This is a genomic window from Eubacterium callanderi (assembly GCF_900142645.1).
Lineage (GTDB): Bacteria > Bacillota > Clostridia > Eubacteriales > Eubacteriaceae > Eubacterium > Eubacterium callanderi.
Genome location: NZ_FRBP01000008.1, coordinates 1 through 16,535, shown reverse-complemented (window position 1 = coordinate 16,535; position 16,535 = coordinate 1). Strand labels below are relative to the sequence as shown.

The 16,535-nt window shown below is 37.9% G+C and carries 16 protein-coding genes and 1 pseudogene; 1 reads left to right on the top strand and 16 read right to left on the bottom strand.

Going from position 1 to position 16,535, the window contains the following annotated elements; genetic code table 11:
• Together BUC22_RS11790 and BUC22_RS11785 are read right to left on the bottom strand one after the other, a co-directional pair.
• Nucleotides 1-456 carry a PTS sugar transporter subunit IIA gene (locus tag BUC22_RS11790; RefSeq protein ID WP_013380181.1) on the bottom strand — a complete coding sequence of 152 codons (456 nt, stop codon included), beginning with the start codon at nucleotides 454-456 and terminating at the stop codon, nucleotides 1-3.
• Complete coding sequence (locus BUC22_RS11785; RefSeq protein ID WP_013380180.1) at nucleotides 449-2,524, bottom strand: BglG family transcription antiterminator; 2,076 nt, start codon at nucleotides 2,522-2,524, stop codon at nucleotides 449-451. The genes BUC22_RS11790 and BUC22_RS11785 overlap by 8 nt, the downstream gene beginning before the upstream one ends.
• A gap of 165 nt (nucleotides 2,525-2,689) precedes the next feature.
• Here BUC22_RS11785 and BUC22_RS11780 point away from each other — a divergent pair, with 165 nt between their 5' ends.
• Entirely contained in the window at nucleotides 2,690-3,292 is a 603-nt protein-coding gene (locus BUC22_RS11780) for a beta/alpha barrel domain-containing protein (protein ID WP_013380178.1), read from the top strand.
• A 206-nt stretch (nucleotides 3,293-3,498) separates the two neighbouring features.
• Here the strand turns inward: BUC22_RS11780 and BUC22_RS11775 are convergent, their stop codons facing one another.
• The 14 genes and pseudogenes from BUC22_RS11775 to BUC22_RS21530 form a co-directional block, all read right to left on the bottom strand.
• Nucleotides 3,499-7,422 (bottom strand): CAP domain-containing protein, encoded by a 3,924-nt coding sequence (locus BUC22_RS11775; RefSeq protein ID WP_073382997.1) that lies wholly within the window; start codon nucleotides 7,420-7,422, stop codon nucleotides 3,499-3,501.
• 250 nt (nucleotides 7,423-7,672) lie between these two features.
• The gene (locus BUC22_RS11770; protein WP_073382995.1) at nucleotides 7,673-8,761 is read right to left on the bottom strand and encodes a DUF3991 and TOPRIM domain-containing protein; all 1,089 of its coding nucleotides are present in this window, start codon (nucleotides 8,759-8,761) and stop codon (nucleotides 7,673-7,675) included.
• A gap of 242 nt (nucleotides 8,762-9,003) precedes the next feature.
• Nucleotides 9,004-9,321: a hypothetical protein gene (locus BUC22_RS11760; RefSeq protein ID WP_013380173.1), complete on the bottom strand. Its 318-nt coding sequence runs from the start codon at nucleotides 9,319-9,321 to the stop codon at nucleotides 9,004-9,006.
• Between the two features lie 114 nt (nucleotides 9,322-9,435).
• On the bottom strand, nucleotides 9,436-9,717 hold the full coding sequence (locus BUC22_RS11755) for a hypothetical protein (protein WP_013380172.1): 282 nt from the start codon (nucleotides 9,715-9,717) through the stop codon (nucleotides 9,436-9,438).
• Between the two features lie 222 nt (nucleotides 9,718-9,939).
• A complete protein-coding gene (locus BUC22_RS11750; protein WP_013380171.1) occupies nucleotides 9,940-10,383 on the bottom strand; it encodes a hypothetical protein in 444 nt (147 codons plus the stop codon).
• A 54-nt stretch (nucleotides 10,384-10,437) separates the two neighbouring features.
• The gene (locus tag BUC22_RS21875; protein ID WP_013380170.1) at nucleotides 10,438-10,599 is read right to left on the bottom strand and encodes a DUF5348 domain-containing protein; all 162 of its coding nucleotides are present in this window, start codon (nucleotides 10,597-10,599) and stop codon (nucleotides 10,438-10,440) included.
• A gap of 54 nt (nucleotides 10,600-10,653) precedes the next feature.
• Nucleotides 10,654-10,818 carry a hypothetical protein gene (locus BUC22_RS21870; protein ID WP_013380169.1) on the bottom strand — a complete coding sequence of 55 codons (165 nt, stop codon included), beginning with the start codon at nucleotides 10,816-10,818 and terminating at the stop codon, nucleotides 10,654-10,656.
• 146 nt (nucleotides 10,819-10,964) lie between these two features.
• Nucleotides 10,965-11,870, bottom strand: a complete 906-nt coding sequence (locus BUC22_RS11745) for a hypothetical protein (protein WP_013380167.1) — start codon at nucleotides 11,868-11,870, stop codon at nucleotides 10,965-10,967.
• A 107-nt stretch (nucleotides 11,871-11,977) separates the two neighbouring features.
• Nucleotides 11,978-12,943 (bottom strand): ParB/RepB/Spo0J family partition protein, encoded by a 966-nt coding sequence (locus tag BUC22_RS11740; protein ID WP_013380166.1) that lies wholly within the window; start codon nucleotides 12,941-12,943, stop codon nucleotides 11,978-11,980.
• Nucleotides 12,944-12,954: 11 nt separating this feature from the next.
• Nucleotides 12,955-13,788 carry a ParA family protein gene (locus BUC22_RS11735; RefSeq protein ID WP_013380165.1) on the bottom strand — a complete coding sequence of 278 codons (834 nt, stop codon included), beginning with the start codon at nucleotides 13,786-13,788 and terminating at the stop codon, nucleotides 12,955-12,957.
• Nucleotides 13,789-14,472: 684 nt separating this feature from the next.
• Nucleotides 14,473-14,552, bottom strand: a pseudogene (locus BUC22_RS21865).
• A gap of 5 nt (nucleotides 14,553-14,557) precedes the next feature.
• Nucleotides 14,558-14,761 carry a helix-turn-helix domain-containing protein gene (locus BUC22_RS11730; protein ID WP_013380164.1) on the bottom strand — a complete coding sequence of 68 codons (204 nt, stop codon included), beginning with the start codon at nucleotides 14,759-14,761 and terminating at the stop codon, nucleotides 14,558-14,560.
• A 218-nt stretch (nucleotides 14,762-14,979) separates the two neighbouring features.
• On the bottom strand, nucleotides 14,980-15,582 hold the full coding sequence (locus tag BUC22_RS11725; protein WP_013380163.1) for a recombinase family protein: 603 nt from the start codon (nucleotides 15,580-15,582) through the stop codon (nucleotides 14,980-14,982).
• 393 nt (nucleotides 15,583-15,975) lie between these two features.
• Nucleotides 15,976-16,535: Rib/alpha-like domain-containing protein (locus BUC22_RS21530; protein WP_143163939.1), on the bottom strand; the 560-nt coding region annotated here is incomplete at its 5' end.

The window sequence follows — 16,535 nt, the reverse complement described above, 5'->3', positions numbered from 1 at the left end:
CTACTCACATTCTCTAAAAATTTCTTTCATCGTCATTACCAACTGTTTTGGTGTATTGCTTTCCTTGATTTTATGAATACACAGTGAATCTGATAAAAGTCCAGCCAAAAACGACAAGATTTTCAGATGCTCTTCACCACTTGAAAATACTAGTCCAATGACCAGATCCACATCAATATCTTCGAGTGTTTCAGCATTTTTAAATTTAATTGCGTGCTTTGGTCTGACAAAGAATAAGGTATTTTTGAGTACATATTCTGGATCCGTGTGACATATCGCAATATTTAAGCCATCCAGTTTCAATCCTGTGGGGTACTTTTTTTCACGTTCTATTATTTTTTTTCCATACATATCTGTAACAAACCCAGCTATAAACAGATCTTTTGAAACTGTGGTTAACATTTCCTCAGATGTCGAAAAATCAACATTACAATATACAAACTCTTCGTTAATCATCCCTCTCCCCCTTTCTCCAGTTTTTTAGATACGCTGCTAAACAACGTCCCTCTTTAATCTTTTGATCAAAAACATCATAAAAATTCAAGTCATTTGAAAAAGCATTAATTCGCATTACTGTATTAATTAAGAGCTCTTTTTCTTTCGATGCAATGAAAAATATCATCCGTACTTTAAGATTATCAGGAAAAATCACACCGTCCTTAATATACAATACGTGCATTCCAGAGCCCAACACACCAGCTTTCTCACCAGCATGAGGAATTGCCATGGAATTACGCAAGATAAAGTGTGCACCATATAGATGAATTGAATTTTCAATTTCTTCACAATAAGCTGTGTTGATAACATTTTTTCCAATTAATACCTGACTACATAGATGAAGCGCTTTACTCCAGTCTTCAATATGATCTATAATGGTAATATCATTTTCGGTCAAATGATCAAACAAACTCTTTTCCAACTTTTCTTCTTCAATGATCCCAGGAAAATTTTGTTTTAACTCACGAGTCAGACAATTTAAATCCGAAACTTTAACATACTTTTCCAAGACCTCTACTAATTTTTCCATCGGAATTTTTTGAGGATTTTTTCTTTGAATAATTCCAAATTCTTTTAGGTTTTTATCGTCTTCAAAGGTCAGAAAAGGAGAGATTGTCAAAACTGGAGTATCAATACCTTTCTTTACTTCAAAAGGTAGTTTAATTGTACTTATAACCACGGCAATATCATTGGTTAAATATTCAGAAATCTGATAGATTGATGCAGTTGCGACAATCGTTACATTGTAGTTTTTTTCCATAAAATTTTTCAAAAGAACGGATGTCCCATAACCTGAAGGACAGACCAAAAGTACAACAATGTTTTTTCTGTTTTCTTCATCATGTCGTCTGATGGCTCCTAAAAAATGAATTGCAAAAAGGGCGATATCCGCATCATCATAACTAACCTTCAGTGGTTGAGATAATTTTCCAACATGTGCATTTAAACTTTCAATCAAATCCTGATAAGCTTCAGTTGCCTGAATATAAGTTTGACGATCTATTTCAAAAACACCTTTTGAACGATAAATCGTTCCCTTAACATGCTGATAGAGCCCTTCCAATAATATGGTATCCTCCGACAGATTAATCTCGAGATCTTGTCCAACCGCAGTGACCAACTTCGATACAAATATCTTAATAGCCAGTAGGTTTTTCTGATACGCACTATTGTAAAATTTATCACTATACTGAACAAGCATCGTCGTCATCTGATGCTTTTCTTCATCATTGATATCAACGTTCATTTGAGCAGCAAAGAGCTCTATGATTTTTTCAACATGCCGTTGTTCTTCTTTTGAAATCCGTTGTTGCTCTTTTTGTCTTGAGACAGCTTTGAGGCTGTATCCATATTTTATTCGATGCACATTCACTAGAATTTGTAACAAAAAATCTTCGAAAAAGCCCGTAAAAAGATAATTAGATGCAAGATCATTGATATGCATAAGCAATTTTTCAATATCCAACAAAGAAAAATCTTCAATCACCAAATGGTCTGCCGGATTAATCAATTCTTTTTTTCCTATTCCTGAAAAAAGAACCATATAAGAACTTTTATATTTGCGTGAGATGAACCTTCGTATGATTTTTTCATCCCCAGAAATCAGACGGCCAGTATCGATGAGAATTCCTTCTTTTTCCAAAATTGGTCGGATTTTTCGAAGATCAGACTTTATTGTATTTCTAGAAACTTCAAGAAAATCAGATTCTTTTCGGATATTGATCTTTCCAGTAAGGACAAGTTTAAACATTAAATAGTTTAAACGTTCCTGGGGATCAGATTTATAGATCGCCCGCAATTTTTTACCAAGTCCTTCAAAATCCTCAATTGTAGAATGGTAAACACCATTATTTGTCTTAATTATTTCAGGATATTTTAGTACAGACAGGTAGTAATTTAGATTATCCATTTCATAACGCACCGCATTTTCTGACAGACTCAGCTGATGTTGGATCTCTCTCATTGTTGTCTGAGGATGACTTTCAAAAAAATAAACCAGCTCAAGCAGTCTTTGATTCACTTTCATTGTTCCACCTCCTTTTTTCCGGTAGCGCCTTTGCACTTTAATCATAATGCCCGAGACGTATTTACACAATATTCATTTTTTTAAACTTTTTCCTGAAAAATTGACCCCTGAAAAATAAAAAGAGATCTGATATGCTGTAATCAATAAATTATCAAGGAGGTTTTTATGCAAAACTACATCATACCATCGCTGGCTTCGGCCAATCAACTCTGTCTTGGCACTGAAGCAGAATTAGTGGAACAAAAAGGGTATTCTGAACTTCATCTTGATATTGAAGATGGTAATTTTATCCATAATATCACTTTTGGAGAGAGAACATTATTGTCCCTTCGCAATGTGAGTCCTCTTCATTTTAATGTTCATTTGATGGTCACGGAACCAGTGGCCTACCTTCCACTTCTGAAAAAGCTCAGCCCATGTAGTGTCTTTTTTCATGCTGAATCCACCCAACATATTGCAGAAGTTCTTTCTCTTTTTGAGGAAAATAATATAACCGCTGGGTTGGCCTTTTTGCCTTTTACTGCTCTTAACAATTATGCATATCTTATCCAACGTTGTCATTCGATTTTGTTAATGACTAGCGAACCTGATGGAAAAAACCAGTGTTTTATTGACACTATGGTCGATAAAATTAAAAAAGCTAGTCAAGATTTCCCTCAACAGGCAATCTGGACTGATGGAGGCATTTCTTTTAAGCGAGCCAAAACCCTTTTATCTGCTGGCGTAAAAAAGGTTGTAATTGGTAGGGATTTTTTTAGTAATCTTTAGTCCAACTTAAAATCACCTTCCAACATTAACTTAGCATAGATCAAACCTTTATAATAAGAAGCCACTCTTGAAACGGATTGTTTATATTAAAAATTCTGTTTCAGGTACCTAGATTTATTATATTTTGAAATATCAAATCACTTCAACGCAAAAAATGAAAAAAGGCGCAATGCGCCTTTTTTAAGTTTTTTGTCCATTTCTGCTTTTTATTTGCTGGCTTTACGTTTTCTTCTGGCGAATAAACCAGCACCGCCAATTCCGAACAATGCGAGAATGCTGGCGATTAATCCAGTGCTGCTTGTCTGGCTGATCCCGGTATTCGGACCGTTTGTACCATTATCCGTACCGTTCTGATCAACGACGGTGCCAGTGCCGGTTGTCGAACCACCAGCTCCACCGTTGCTGCCATCATTCACATTACCGGCTCCGCCATTTCCATCTTGTCCTGGATTTTGTGCGGCTTCATTATCAGCAACTAATTGATCCATCTGTTTCACCAGTTCGGCTAACTTCTGCACCACGGCAGGATCAACTTTAGATTTCGCATTTTCGGAGAGTGCATTATACATGTCTCTAGCTGCATAGACTGCGCCTTTATCATCCAGTGTGAGTTCACCCGGATTTTTCAGCGCGCCGACCACTGTTTCAACCTGATCGGCTGCTTGTTCGTCTTCCAGATCGGTGATTTTATCTTCGGCCTGATCCAGTTTATCATAGACTTCTTTGTCCATCATTGCTTTGGCTTCAGGAGAAAGTGCGTCGTAGGCGTCGGATGCGCGCTGTACGGCTTCTTTGTCTTCCAGTGTCAGATCATCAAGATCCTTGAGGCTATTGATGATATTCGTCACATTTTCAACGTCAAGCACGTCAATCTGATGTACCAGGCTGTCAAGAGCAGCTTTGGCATTGGCATCCATGTACTGTTTCTGTTCGTCGGTCAGGGCATTATAGGCATTAACAGCAGCTTTCACAGCCTCTCGGTTTTCTAAGGTTAAATCATCGACCGAGGGTAACGCTTCAATCTGATCGGTAACCGCGTCTGCGGTATGAATATTGTCAATAACCTTAACCGCAGCTTCCAGTTTGTTAACGGCAGCTGGATCGACTAATGCTTTCTGGGTATCGGTTAATCCGTTATAGGCTTCGCTGGCTTCTGTCACCGCTGTTTCCGCATCACGATCTACAATTGAAGGTAAGCTGTTGATCTGATCAGTGACCGTTTTTGCGGCTTCAACATCAATCTTGTGTTGTTCAATGAGTTTGGCCATCTGGGTTTTTGCATCTTCCAATTTCTGAACAACGGCCAGATCCATCATATCCTTCTGAGTGTCGGTCATGGCATTGTAGAGATTCGCCGCGTCGTTGACAGCTGCTTCATCGCTCAGCTCTAACGCGTCCGTACCCGGTAATGCATTGATCGCCTCGGTGACCGTTTTAACCGCTTCTTCGTCCTGCATATGCTGAAGCTTGACTTCGGCCAGTTTCTTTTCCGCATTGGCAAGGGTCTTCACTGCGCCTTCTTTTTCAACAATGGCTTTCTGATCATCCGTTAAACCGGCATAAGCGGCTCTGGCAGCTACGATTTCAGCTTCATCCTCAAGCTCAATGTCATTAACGCCTGGCAGGGTATTGATCTGATTGATCACTTTGGACGCTTCTTTCAGGTCATTGGCTTCTTTTTCGAGCTGAGCAATTTTTGACTCTGCTGAGGTCAGCTTACTTACGGTCTGGCTGCTGACCATGGCTTCTGCCTTATCGTTTAGTGCATCATAGGCGGCTCTTGCTTCTTCAACCGCTGCTTTGTTTTCCAAGGTAATGGTATCCGGCAGAGCATTGATCAGGTCGGTTACCTTCTGTGCCGCTGCCTGATTTTCTGCCTGTTCTTTCTTCAGTGCTTCGATGGTTGATTCCGCATCGGTCAGCTTCTGGTAGTTATCGACCAGATTTTTCTGATCCTGTGTCAGCTGATCGTATTTTTCTCGAGCTGAGATGGCACTGTCTTCGGCGTCCAGTGTAACGTCTGCTGGTATCTGGTTGATGGCGGCTTTTACTGCGTCTGCTGCTTTCTGATCGGCTTCATGATTCGCTTTCAGTTCTGTGACTTTCTGAACAGCTTCAGTGAGCTTCTGGACGCTGTTCTGAGAAACATAATCCTTCTGAGATGCGGTCAAACCATTGTAGGCCGATTCAATTGTTTTTACAGGATCATAATCTTTATAGGTAAGCTCATCTGTTGGTTTAATCCCGTTAATCTGATCCGTCACCTTCTGCGCGGCTTCCCGATCCGCTGCCTGGTCTTTAATGGCCTGCTGCAATGAGAAGAAGTTGATGGTATAGGTGATGGTAGCCGGGTTGCCATCTTTATCGGTTAGTCCAGTAATGGTGACAGTGAACGAATGACCGGCAAGGGCTTGATAATCGCCTAACCAGCTGTAGGATGGGTTGATGATAATGGCGGAGCCGCTGCCATAACCACCCGTGTTGACTGTCCACCAGTTATCATTAAAATCCGGATTGGAGCTTGAGCTGACATAATTAAATTCAGTGGTCGTGCCATCATCTTTTGTGATGGTCACTTTCATACCGCTTGGGCTGGTGACTTTATAGTCTGTTCCCAGAGATACGTTGAAAGGGGCACCGTACATGGTTGAACTGCTGATCAACGCTTCAATGGGGAAGAAACCGTTATTAGGGAATGCGACATTTTCCCGGTCTGGATTGTCGGCTGCCGTGTAGGTCAGCACAAAATACTTCCAGCTATTTCCTTTGGCTGCTCCAAAGCCCACAGTCTTCAAATCGGGGTCGAGTAACCATCTGCGGTGACCGAGGGAAGTCCCATTTTGATCATCATCATCACCAAACTGCATGAGTAATAGATCGTAAATGCTGTAACCATGGCTGCCCATGGAAATATTGGACGAGTGCAGCCCTTTGATCGCGTCCTCGTTTCCACTGCCATCAGCCGCGTTATGTGGGTTACCGCTTTCAAAGTTTGTGTCTGCCAGATAGTCGGAACCGGCCTGGGCATATTTATTATCGTCTTGAGAAATCGTCACTTCACCGAGTCCACAAAGCGCACGGAAAAAGTTAATGAGTCCTAATGCGGCTTCCTGGCTCTGCTGCGACAAGGTGCCGTCTGCATTATAGGTTTCTTCAATCATTGCAAACAGGTCGCCTTCCTTCGATGCGTCATGATATGGGGACACGTACTTGTTATACAGATCCACAATATCTTTCTGGGTTAAACTCTGGCCATAGTTCTGGGCCGTCTGCATTGCGGCTTCTATGAACTGCTGCGTATTCTGGGCTGCCTGAACTTGGGCGTCCTGTACAGTTGTGTTCTGTACATTTGAATCTACTATCATATTTCCTTGTTCCTTTTCCTCTTTATTTTTGATCTCGTCTTTAACTTTATTGTCCTCAGTTACCGTTGGAGTTTTATCATCCTCCTTTACTTCGGCATCTGTTTTTTCATCCTGAATTTGTTCACCATCGGTTTTGTCTGCGTCCAGATCACTTGTGTCTTTATCTGTGCTGTTTTCATCCTGAATTGTTTTATCGGTGGACGCATCTACTGGTGGCTGCACCAGATCGTTTGCGAGATCATTCTCAATGGACTGATCGGTATTGATGTCTGTATCCGGTGTTTCCATCGTATCATCTACGATTTCTTCGTCTGCTGAAGCATTGCTGTCCTCAATCAATTCATCTTCAAAACCAGTGTCCTCAGTGTATGAATCCTCTTCCCCGTATCCGGCATCTTCCGCATAAGAGGTGTCTTTTTCATATTCTGGTTCTTCTGAACAAGAATAGTCTTCATCATTGGCGGACGCTTCTGTTTGTGTGTCTGCCAAATCGGACGTCTCTGCTTCAACGTTAGTGTCTTCAACGCTGTTGGCAATGACCTCATTAGCTGCTGCCAGCTCTTCGTTTGATACGTTATTAACTTCCTGCTGTGCCTCTTCGGTTACGACCATTTCCAGGTTTGCCTGATCTGCGGGTAATTCTTCTGCTAATACTTGCCCACCTGACAATACTGAGAATGCTGCCACGCCACTAACAACGCCTGCTCCGATAGCTACTTTCTTTGCTGATTTGATTACGCTTGATACTTCATTATTGTTCTTCATTTTTTATTTCCTTCTTTCTTGAATTTAAATCGTTAATTTTTGAATTCTCGCGTAAAATCATAGTTATATTTTACGCTCATTTTGTTACATAGTCAACATAAATATGCTCTTTTTGAAACATCCCTCTTACGCTATTTTTACAATTTTCATCCCCCCTTTCTATGCTTAAATAGACCTTAGCCATTTTTTTAATATGCTTCTATGTCTTTATTTATGGGGCTTTCAAGACTTTCGGTCACGTGACCGGTTATTATCTCTCAGCCGCACATTCTATATTTTGTGTATGTATTGATAAGCTTTGGGTTTTCATATAAACTAAATCTTCATTCCAATCCTTTGTGTATTTTGGAGTATCTATTTTTAGTTCATATCTTCCAGGATATTTTTCTTCGATCAGTTCCTTGAATTTAATACAAAAATCAGGCCCTCTTCTTTTTCCAAATTTATCTGGTGGATCATTATCAACGGACAATACAACAACATTGATTTCCGGATGATTTTCCAGATAATGAAAAACTTTCTCATGCTTTAATCCGTTCATACTAAACCATGTATCTTCTAGCGCTGTTTTAAGTCGATGTGGTGCAAATGTTTTAAATATGGTCATTCTGCTGAGAAGATCAATAGGCGATTCAAAGATTCGCATCCGGTCGTTTATTCCTTTTATTTCAAAACCATATTTTTCATCATCCCCAATACATTTCTGGAATTTCTTTCCACCACGGTCATAGGTTCCTCGCAAGAATGCACCAACGATTTCCTGATTGAAATTTTTGTAAAGAAACACACAATTGTGAAAATCACCACTTTCATAAAGAACATGGTGATCTACGAGCTTTTGAACAAAAGCTTTATCCAGCATTCTTTTCTTTGTTAAATAAGCAAAAAGCCGATTGTAGGTATTGCTTTTGGGAGGCAGTTTAAATTCTTTCTTTTGATTTATTCTGCTTTCCTTGTTTTCCCATCTCTTTTTCGTATTGCCTATATTTTGGCGGATCAATGCTTGATAATCCTTTTTTGAAATTTCTTCGGACAAGTCATAACCTTTGAGTTTTACCATTTCATTGATAGCTTCTACTTGATCATAGGCTTCACCAGTTTGAACTTCATGCAGCCAACGGACAAAGAGAATCGGGCCGCCACGGTCAAATGCAACACTGTCCGGCGAGAAGTTTTTCCAACCCCAACCGTCCAAAGTAACATTAAGACCATTCCAATCCCCTTGCGGGTCTGGATGCTTATAATCACTGCCGACTTTCTTGAGCTCAAAGCCAATTAACTGACAATATTCAAAAATTGACATTGTGTTTGCTATTTGAACTTTCTCTTGATACCGCATTGATCTTCCTCCTGTATTTAGACAATAAAAAAATCACTCAACTGAGTGATAAAATTTAGTGCAAGAAAAGGCTATTTTTTTAGATTTTATTTTTACTTCTATATTTAGGGCAACAGATTATCTTAGCACGATAACTCTGTTTACAGTCAAACCTGCAATCATTGCATTTAGACGCATAGGATATGTTTTTATTTTCATCAAGAAAAAAAGCATTGCTGGATACTTTTCTTATTTTTGAGCATTTATCGTTCTGTGGGTATATATCCATGAACGTTATTTGTTTCATAGTCCGGAATGCCAATATTCCTTTCTATTATTTTTAATTTACATTCCCATGCGGATAACTGCTGTCGTTTTGCCATATAAGATTTTTGTGCTTTTCCTAACTGTTCATTAAATTTTTCGATCCTTACACTTAAAAAATCAGCCGTTTTTTGTATTTCATTGTGTCGATAATTAAGCCCTTCTTCTCTTTTATTAAGTTCTGCTTCCCACTGTTTAAGGTAGGCTTCCTTTTCATTCAGTTGAGCTTCTTTCTGGGCCATATTCTTGTATTTCATAATGATACCTCCATAATCATTTAAACATTAAGCATTTTTTTAAACCGGCTCAAACCTACTCAAATAGCGGGATGCACGACTTCCGGTCACGTGACCGGCAGTGTATTCTACATTTTACCGCCCATCTTCATCTATCTCGTTAGAGCCGATGTATCCCTCCGATTCAAATGTTTCTCTCCATTCTTCCTGATCATTAATTTCTTTTTTAAGATTCTCAAGGCTCACTTCATAATCCCTTGAGGCTGATGCATTTTCTGATACAGCCTGTGCTGCCAATTCTATAAGATCACAGTCTTTTGATTTGAAAAGATCCATTACATCATCCGCTTCGCAACCAAGCATGGCAGATAACACAGTGGTTAATTCTTCCTCATAACTTTCTTTGACTTTTGTCATTTTTTTCTCCTTAGGATATTGTTAGATTTTTGGGGTTTTGGGGTCTAAGGGGCTTGCCCCTTTCAATTTTTTCTGTTTGGAACAAACGGAAAAACAAGATTGCGATTGTTGGACGTTTTGGTGAAACCAAAATGTCCGACAATCGCGTATCTTGCCCATCCCTCTTACGAGGGTTGGTAGGCTTTGCCGATAAAATAAACCCATGCTCGGTTTTCAATGCTTCTAAAATTGTTCTGAATTTTCATTTTCTTCTCCTTTTTTATCGAATCTATTGTACAATCTAAGCGCATACTCTGGCAGATCGCCTATTGGCATATCTTTATAATTCTCAGCTTTCGCGTAAAAGCCAATTGTTGGTAGCCATATATCATCTACCGGACAGTACGCCTGGTATTCACCATAACATATTTCCATAACTAGGCTGGTACCCATACTTTCTATATAATCATGCTCGAAAATCAATTCATTTTTGACATTACGCTTTACTGTGCAGCGGCAAAGCGTTTTAACATCAATCTTGTAATTCCTAAAATCATTTTCACTACGAATGTACCATTCATTATCTATGATCAAAGGAAATCCCATAATCCACCCACTACCTACTTTTCTTTTTACTTTGTAAATGTGAGCTTCTTTATTGATAGCCATATCTATATTGTTTTCCATTTTACTGTCCTTCATTTTCAATTTTTTAACTTAAGCATGTAATATATATTCTATTTATAACATATCTCGCACTAGATAAAGCAAAATGGCGGTTGCGATCAACCACACTAAGAAATTAAATTCTCCGCAATGCAAACCTCCGTAATATTCCTCCATTCCGAAGCGAATGTCCATCCGTTCTGATCGTGGACTATATACAAAAGTTCCTTCTTTCATCTTAATCTTCTCAATTATTTTATTTCTAAAAATTCTATTTTTTCGTTGGGATTGTTAATCTTCATCTGTAGTCAAGCGGGCTGACCAAACTGTATATGACGGTCTGGAGCTGAGTAGGTACACTAAAGTTGCCTGTGAACAAAACGCTTTTTTTTGATCTCCAAGTTCTTCAAAAAATCCCTTTTTTACACTATATTCAATGACATAACCTGTTTTCATGCTTTAATCCTTTTTTTATTCTTTTTTAAAAAGAGGCTCAAGTATTGCCCTCTCTTCACGATACAATTCTTCTAATTTCTCGTTGTATTTTTTCAATACTTCGGCGATTTTCATTTTCTTATTTCTCCTAACAAGATTTTACAACTTTATTTTTGTACAGATAACTTTTCGGTTACCGTATTTTTATCAATTGATCCCTTTTGTCCATTCAACTCTTCGATCAGTTCGCTTTTTAATTTCGGGTATAATTTTATTTCAAAAAACATTTGGGCTGCTTTAATAACCTCCTGCTTAATTCTTTCTTCACTGCAACAGGCACGATCCACCAAATCGTGAATTGTCTGTGCTACCATTTTAATACTTTCACTTTGTTCATTGAGTCTTTTCGCATAAGCTTCTAGGCTGACTTCTTTTTCGCCCACTAAAGCCTCACGAATTCCAGCTTCAATTTCTGTTTTGTCGGCATACATAAACGCATCTCTTATTTCGTTCTCTTTCTCTAAATTAATTTGTTTTTCTTTTATTTTAAAAAGTTCGTTTTCCTTTTCTTTTATTTTAGAGTTCATTTCATGAATTTCTGTCTCATACTGTTGCTGTATTTTTGAAATTTCTTGATTATATTGTTCCGACAATTTACGGCGTTCATCTCCTAAGTTTCGGGTCTGGCTAACTGCAATGATCTGACTGTTTTTTACCATCTCATTTTGCAGATTTTCGATCTCGATATTTCTCTCACTTAACTGTTGTTCTAGCGCATCTATTTTCTTTTGCGCTGCCTGAAGCTCAAGCAAGACTTTTTCATTTTTTTCAGCTTTGATTTTTTCCCACTGGTCTTTAATTTCTTCGTGCCCTTGTTCCCTTGCAATTTCTGCAAGGAAATCTTTTAACAGCTCCTCAAGCACTGAATCAACACCATCAAAAAGACCATGCTCGTCGCTGAAGATCATCTCGTACAGTTCTTGGGTCTGTTCTTCTGTTAAAAATTTTTCTTCATTTTCATCATCCAGTTCCAATGCTGCTACTTCTTCAGCAATTTCGTAATTTACATCCATTTGTCCCTCCATAAGGATTTTTTCAACATGGCTCTAGACCAGACTACAAGCGGGTTTCAAGACTTTCGGTCACGTGACCGCTTTTCCGGAAAACAAAAAAGGGCTTGTCAGCCCGATGTTATTTCATCCATTTCATCATCATACTCATTCATATTTGCAAAATATATTTTTAATGCTTTTTCAATAATTTCTTGAATTTCTTTAGGCTTTTTCTCACTAAAATACTCATTCTTGATTTCTTTTGGCAGTTTTACACTAAATGAAGCATTTCGGTTGTTTCGTTTCTTGCCTTCGAAAACTTCTCGAATCATCTCTTCATTCAGCTCTCTTTTTTCCATTTTATCTTTAAGTATTTTAGAGATTTTTTCATCAATTGGCTTTTTATATTCCCGGCTCATTTGCATGACAAATTTCTGATCTTCCAGAGAGAGTACCGATAAATTTAAAGCTACCTTCATGGCCATTTTTTTATCATCTACTTCGCCTTTTATTTCCTCGCAGCATTTGTATAACTGTAAGTATCGACGTCGTGTCCGTTCTGAGATACCATGAAACACTCCCGATTCTTCTTCATCATCCGATGATAAGCTTTGCTGTATTTTTTCACTGAGGTTTTCTTTCTTTACTTCTTCAACCAGTAAATGAACAATCTCAGCTCGTTCAGAAAACTTCAAGTCGTTAAAGCCCCTCTGTTGAATGATGGCATCCAAAGTGACGTACTGCGCATCAGCATCTGAGTATTCTTCCAGAATGTACGGGATCGTTGTCTTTCCAGCAAGCTCTGAACAATGTACTCTATTTCTGCCATTTAAAATCTCATATTTACCAATTTGAATTTTTGACTCTCTGATGAGAATTGGCTGAAGCACACCAAAAGCTTTAATGCTTTCAACCATCTCCTTCTCTTTCTCCTCACCATATAATGGTATTGGATGAAAGGGTGAAGGAACCAATAAAGATATGTCAATCTCGTCTCTGGTTGTTTTATCTTTATTATAACCTGCTATATATGTATTATCGGGTTTTGTTGCTCCCAAAAATTCTGACATATCAAAATTAAATTTTTCATCCATACAAACACCTCCTAGTAGTTTGAATCAATTTCTTCGGCTAATTGTTGATAAGCAAGCCCTACCGGGTTTTTCTTGTCATAAGCTCGCACAGCCGCCTTTGCAAGTACAGATTCAGGTGCTTTAACAGATGTTGGGATCATTGTTTTAAATACATTTAAATCTTCCCCAAATCTGTTTTTTACCTGTTTTTCTAAATCCTGAGTCAAGCGCAATCGCCCTTTATACATTGTAAAAAGTATTCCTTCAATTTCTAATTTTGGGTTAAGACCACCATGGCCGAAACCCCTTTTTATAATCTCTATGTTCTTTAATAGCGTGTTGAGGCCATCAACCGCATATGGCTCAGACTCGATTGGTATAATGACAGAGTCTGCTGCTACAAATGCATTTAAAGTTAACTTAGAAAGTGTCGGTCTACAATCAATAATGACATAATCATAACCTTTGCCATATTGTTTTACTATTTCATCAAGAATTTGCTCTGTATTGGGCGTAACGTAAAGGGCCCGCTCAGCTACTTCCAAAACCACATTCGCCGCTATATATTCAAAGCCATTTTTGAAAATAACCACTTCTTCTGCAGGCGGCAGTATATCTTCATAAGACACACCATTATCAACACCAGTAACATAGTTAATCATGTTTTCGATCAAATTTGTCAACGTGATATGATCCTTACTGTGTGGGTTCGTACCACAATGCCGCGTCATATTTGATTGCGGATCATTGTCGATTAAAAGAACCTTTCTTCCTCTTTGCTGTAACTCATAGGTAAGGTTTATGGCTGTCGTTGTCTTCCCGACACCGCCCTTTTCGTTTGCCACCGCAATTACTTTTGTTTTCATTCTAATCTTCTCCTTTGTAAAAAAAATACACTCCCTCCCGAGTGTTATTGGTGGTGATTTCCGGTATCGAACCGGTTCAATTATTTTCTTCCAAAGAATCACCATAAAAAATAAAAATGACGTAAGTATTGCTGCTTTATATTTGATTACTGCTATGAGATCACAAACTCGATAACAAAACAATACGCCAGGAATATAACATGGTTAGTTTTTGAACGCGGCTCATTCCACCGCCCTGGAGATTTACCCACACACCTTGCTTCACCGCCAAGCTTTGCTCTACGTCACGCCATTGATGTGCTGCCCTTTCTATATGGACACCAAGTTCTACTCCGTTATGTGTCTTCGCTTATTTGCTCAATAATGACTTATTGAAGGATTTACCATGATTATTTACTTCAACATATTGCTTGAGCTTCAAGAGTGTCCATTGGCAACTCTCTGGCTAAATTCAGAACCCATTCCTTTAGCCAGGCTATATATCCCTATTGCGCTGTTGTGGTTACAATGTTTTCCACATAAATCTTTTCCCCGTCCTTCATCCGAAAGATTTTTCACCATCTAGATTCATCGATAAAATAAAGCAAATCTAATGCTGTGCAGTTGGCTCGAACCAACGCCACATGCAGGAGCGTTTCTCAAAAACTTTCTTATTAAATTTCATAAGACCAATTTATATGTGTTTTGGCAAGAGGGAGATTTGAACTCCCATTCTTTATAGCTAGAAAAATCTACAAAGCGTCTGCCATTGACTTAACTTGCCACGCAATTAATTCATTGATTCTGTTAAGTCTTCTAAATTCAGATCTAAAACTTTTGCGATTTTCACAATTGTTGTAAATCCAGGATTACGTTTACCTGTTTCCAGGTAGTTCACCGTTGCCTGTGAAATGCCGGCTTTTGCCGCCAGCTGGCTCTGATTTAGGTTTTTTTCTTCTCTGGCAGTTCTAATAATTTCACCAATCGTCATCATGTCACCTCATTTAGCAGTCATACATATAGAGCGCTTATCTTTAAACGTATACATTTTTAGAAATAAAACCCTTGACAATTTTTATAACAATTGTTATAATATGGTCATAAAGAAAATAATAAATACAAAAAAGTAGTAAACAAAATCAAAAGGGTTTGTTATAAAACAAAAAAAATAGGCGTCTAAAAAATTATAATTTTTTAGACGCCTATTTTTTCTTACAGGTTATACATTTTCACTATTTTATAAAAGTGGGCACGGCTTATATCCAGCATTTCTGTGGCTTCTTCGCATGTGATCTTCTTACTCCTCCAGTCAGAAGTGATCTGCTGGAAATATTTCATGTCAATTTTCTTTTTAGGTCTTCCGAATTTAACGCCTCTTTTTTTTGCTGCTGCAATTCCTTCTCTCTGTCGTTGATTAATTTTTTCTTTTTCTAATTGTGCAAAATATGATAAAATCTGTAATACAATATCGGACAGAAATTTCCCCGTCAAACCATTTTTATTTACTCTGGTATCCAGTAATGGCATATCTAAAACGACAATATCAGCTTCAATTTTTCGATTAATTACATGCCAATTTTCTATAATTTCGTCATAATTTCTGCCCAATCGGTCGATTCCATGAATAAATAGAATATCTTCTTTTTTAATTATTTTTAGTAGTGCTTCATATCCAGGCCGTACAAATGTCCCACCTGTAATTTTATCTGTAAAGATATTTTCTTCACAAATCCCCTGCGCTGTCATTGCATCAATTTGCCGCCAAAGATTCTGATCTTTAGATGAAACACGTATGTAACCATATTTTTGAGTCATAATAAATCCCCCTTTTGACTAAGAATGTTTATTTGCACTCTATATGTACGTGTTCATTATATGTTATTTTTTTCCTTTATTAAATTCTACGCTCACGTGACTGAATCTCTCAAAAGCTATATAAGAAAAGGAATTTGGGACTTTTTATAATATTCTTACCTTCAAAATAAAATAATTATATAGTGTTACACAAATTTTCATTAAATTATAGCTAAATACAAAAATCTATAAAAAGATATAAAATAAAAACAGCTTTAAAAATCTTGATATTCTATCTTTGTAGTTATCCAAGATTTCGAAGCTGTTTTATATTTACTATTTCAGATGCAAGTATGCAAAAATCTTATTTATATAATTATTTTTCTAACTTCTGCGTAATACAAATGAGAATATTCAGTGTTTATTTTCTTTCTTTCGCTTTCTTGCAAAACTTAATCCTAATAATGCACCAATGGAGCTAAGTAACCCAGCAACTTGTAAGCTACCATTTCCCGTGTATCCTGTGTTTGGACCAAAATTAACACTTTTATTTTCGTCCTTACTAATAGTATCTTTATTGCCAATATTTTTGTTATTATCACCTGCAACTTCTGACTGTTTTACAATAACTTTAACATTTACTTCTTCCTTGCTTCCATCTGGATATGTCACTACGATCGTTCCTGTGGTTTCTCCCGCTGTATCCGTATCCACTGGGGTCTTCCACTCATACCTTGTTCCCTCTGGAAGATCGTCTTTGTTCTTGATTCCGTCTTCTGCATTTGGCTGACTTCCTTTGTCGGCTGTGATTGCTTGCCCTGATGGGTTATATGCATCTGCTGCCAAGCCATAGTTGACCGTTACAATAACTGTATCATTGGTTCCATCAGCATAAGTTACCTTTACATTCACTGGCTGGTTCTGCCCTGTCGTTGGAATAGCATCTACTACCTCTTTCAATTTTACTTTATCAG

What these genes read in the sequence shown, in the direction of transcription:
- BUC22_RS11790 (WP_013380181.1), bottom strand. Translation starts at nt 456, where the DNA reads ATGATTAACGAAGAGTTTGTATATTGTAATGTTGATTTTTCGACATCT.
- BUC22_RS11785 (WP_013380180.1), bottom strand. Translation starts at nt 2,524, where the DNA reads ATGAAAGTGAATCAAAGACTGCTTGAGCTGGTTTATTTTTTTGAAAGT.
- BUC22_RS11780 (WP_013380178.1), top strand. Translation starts at nt 2,690, where the DNA reads ATGCAAAACTACATCATACCATCGCTGGCTTCGGCCAATCAACTCTGT.
- BUC22_RS11775 (WP_073382997.1), bottom strand. Translation starts at nt 7,422, where the DNA reads ATGAAGAACAATAATGAAGTATCAAGCGTAATCAAATCAGCAAAGAAA.
- BUC22_RS11770 (WP_073382995.1), bottom strand. Translation starts at nt 8,761, where the DNA reads ATGCGGTATCAAGAGAAAGTTCAAATAGCAAACACAATGTCAATTTTT.
- BUC22_RS11760 (WP_013380173.1), bottom strand. Translation starts at nt 9,321, where the DNA reads ATGAAATACAAGAATATGGCCCAGAAAGAAGCTCAACTGAATGAAAAG.
- BUC22_RS11755 (WP_013380172.1), bottom strand. Translation starts at nt 9,717, where the DNA reads ATGACAAAAGTCAAAGAAAGTTATGAGGAAGAATTAACCACTGTGTTA.
- BUC22_RS11750 (WP_013380171.1), bottom strand. Translation starts at nt 10,383, where the DNA reads ATGGAAAACAATATAGATATGGCTATCAATAAAGAAGCTCACATTTAC.
- BUC22_RS21875 (WP_013380170.1), bottom strand. Translation starts at nt 10,599, where the DNA reads ATGAAAGAAGGAACTTTTGTATATAGTCCACGATCAGAACGGATGGAC.
- BUC22_RS21870 (WP_013380169.1), bottom strand. Translation starts at nt 10,818, where the DNA reads ATGAAAACAGGTTATGTCATTGAATATAGTGTAAAAAAGGGATTTTTT.
- BUC22_RS11745 (WP_013380167.1), bottom strand. Translation starts at nt 11,870, where the DNA reads ATGGATGTAAATTACGAAATTGCTGAAGAAGTAGCAGCATTGGAACTG.
- BUC22_RS11740 (WP_013380166.1), bottom strand. Translation starts at nt 12,943, where the DNA reads ATGGATGAAAAATTTAATTTTGATATGTCAGAATTTTTGGGAGCAACA.
- BUC22_RS11735 (WP_013380165.1), bottom strand. Translation starts at nt 13,788, where the DNA reads ATGAAAACAAAAGTAATTGCGGTGGCAAACGAAAAGGGCGGTGTCGGG.
- BUC22_RS11730 (WP_013380164.1), bottom strand. Translation starts at nt 14,761, where the DNA reads ATGATGACGATTGGTGAAATTATTAGAACTGCCAGAGAAGAAAAAAAC.
- BUC22_RS11725 (WP_013380163.1), bottom strand. Translation starts at nt 15,582, where the DNA reads ATGACTCAAAAATATGGTTACATACGTGTTTCATCTAAAGATCAGAAT.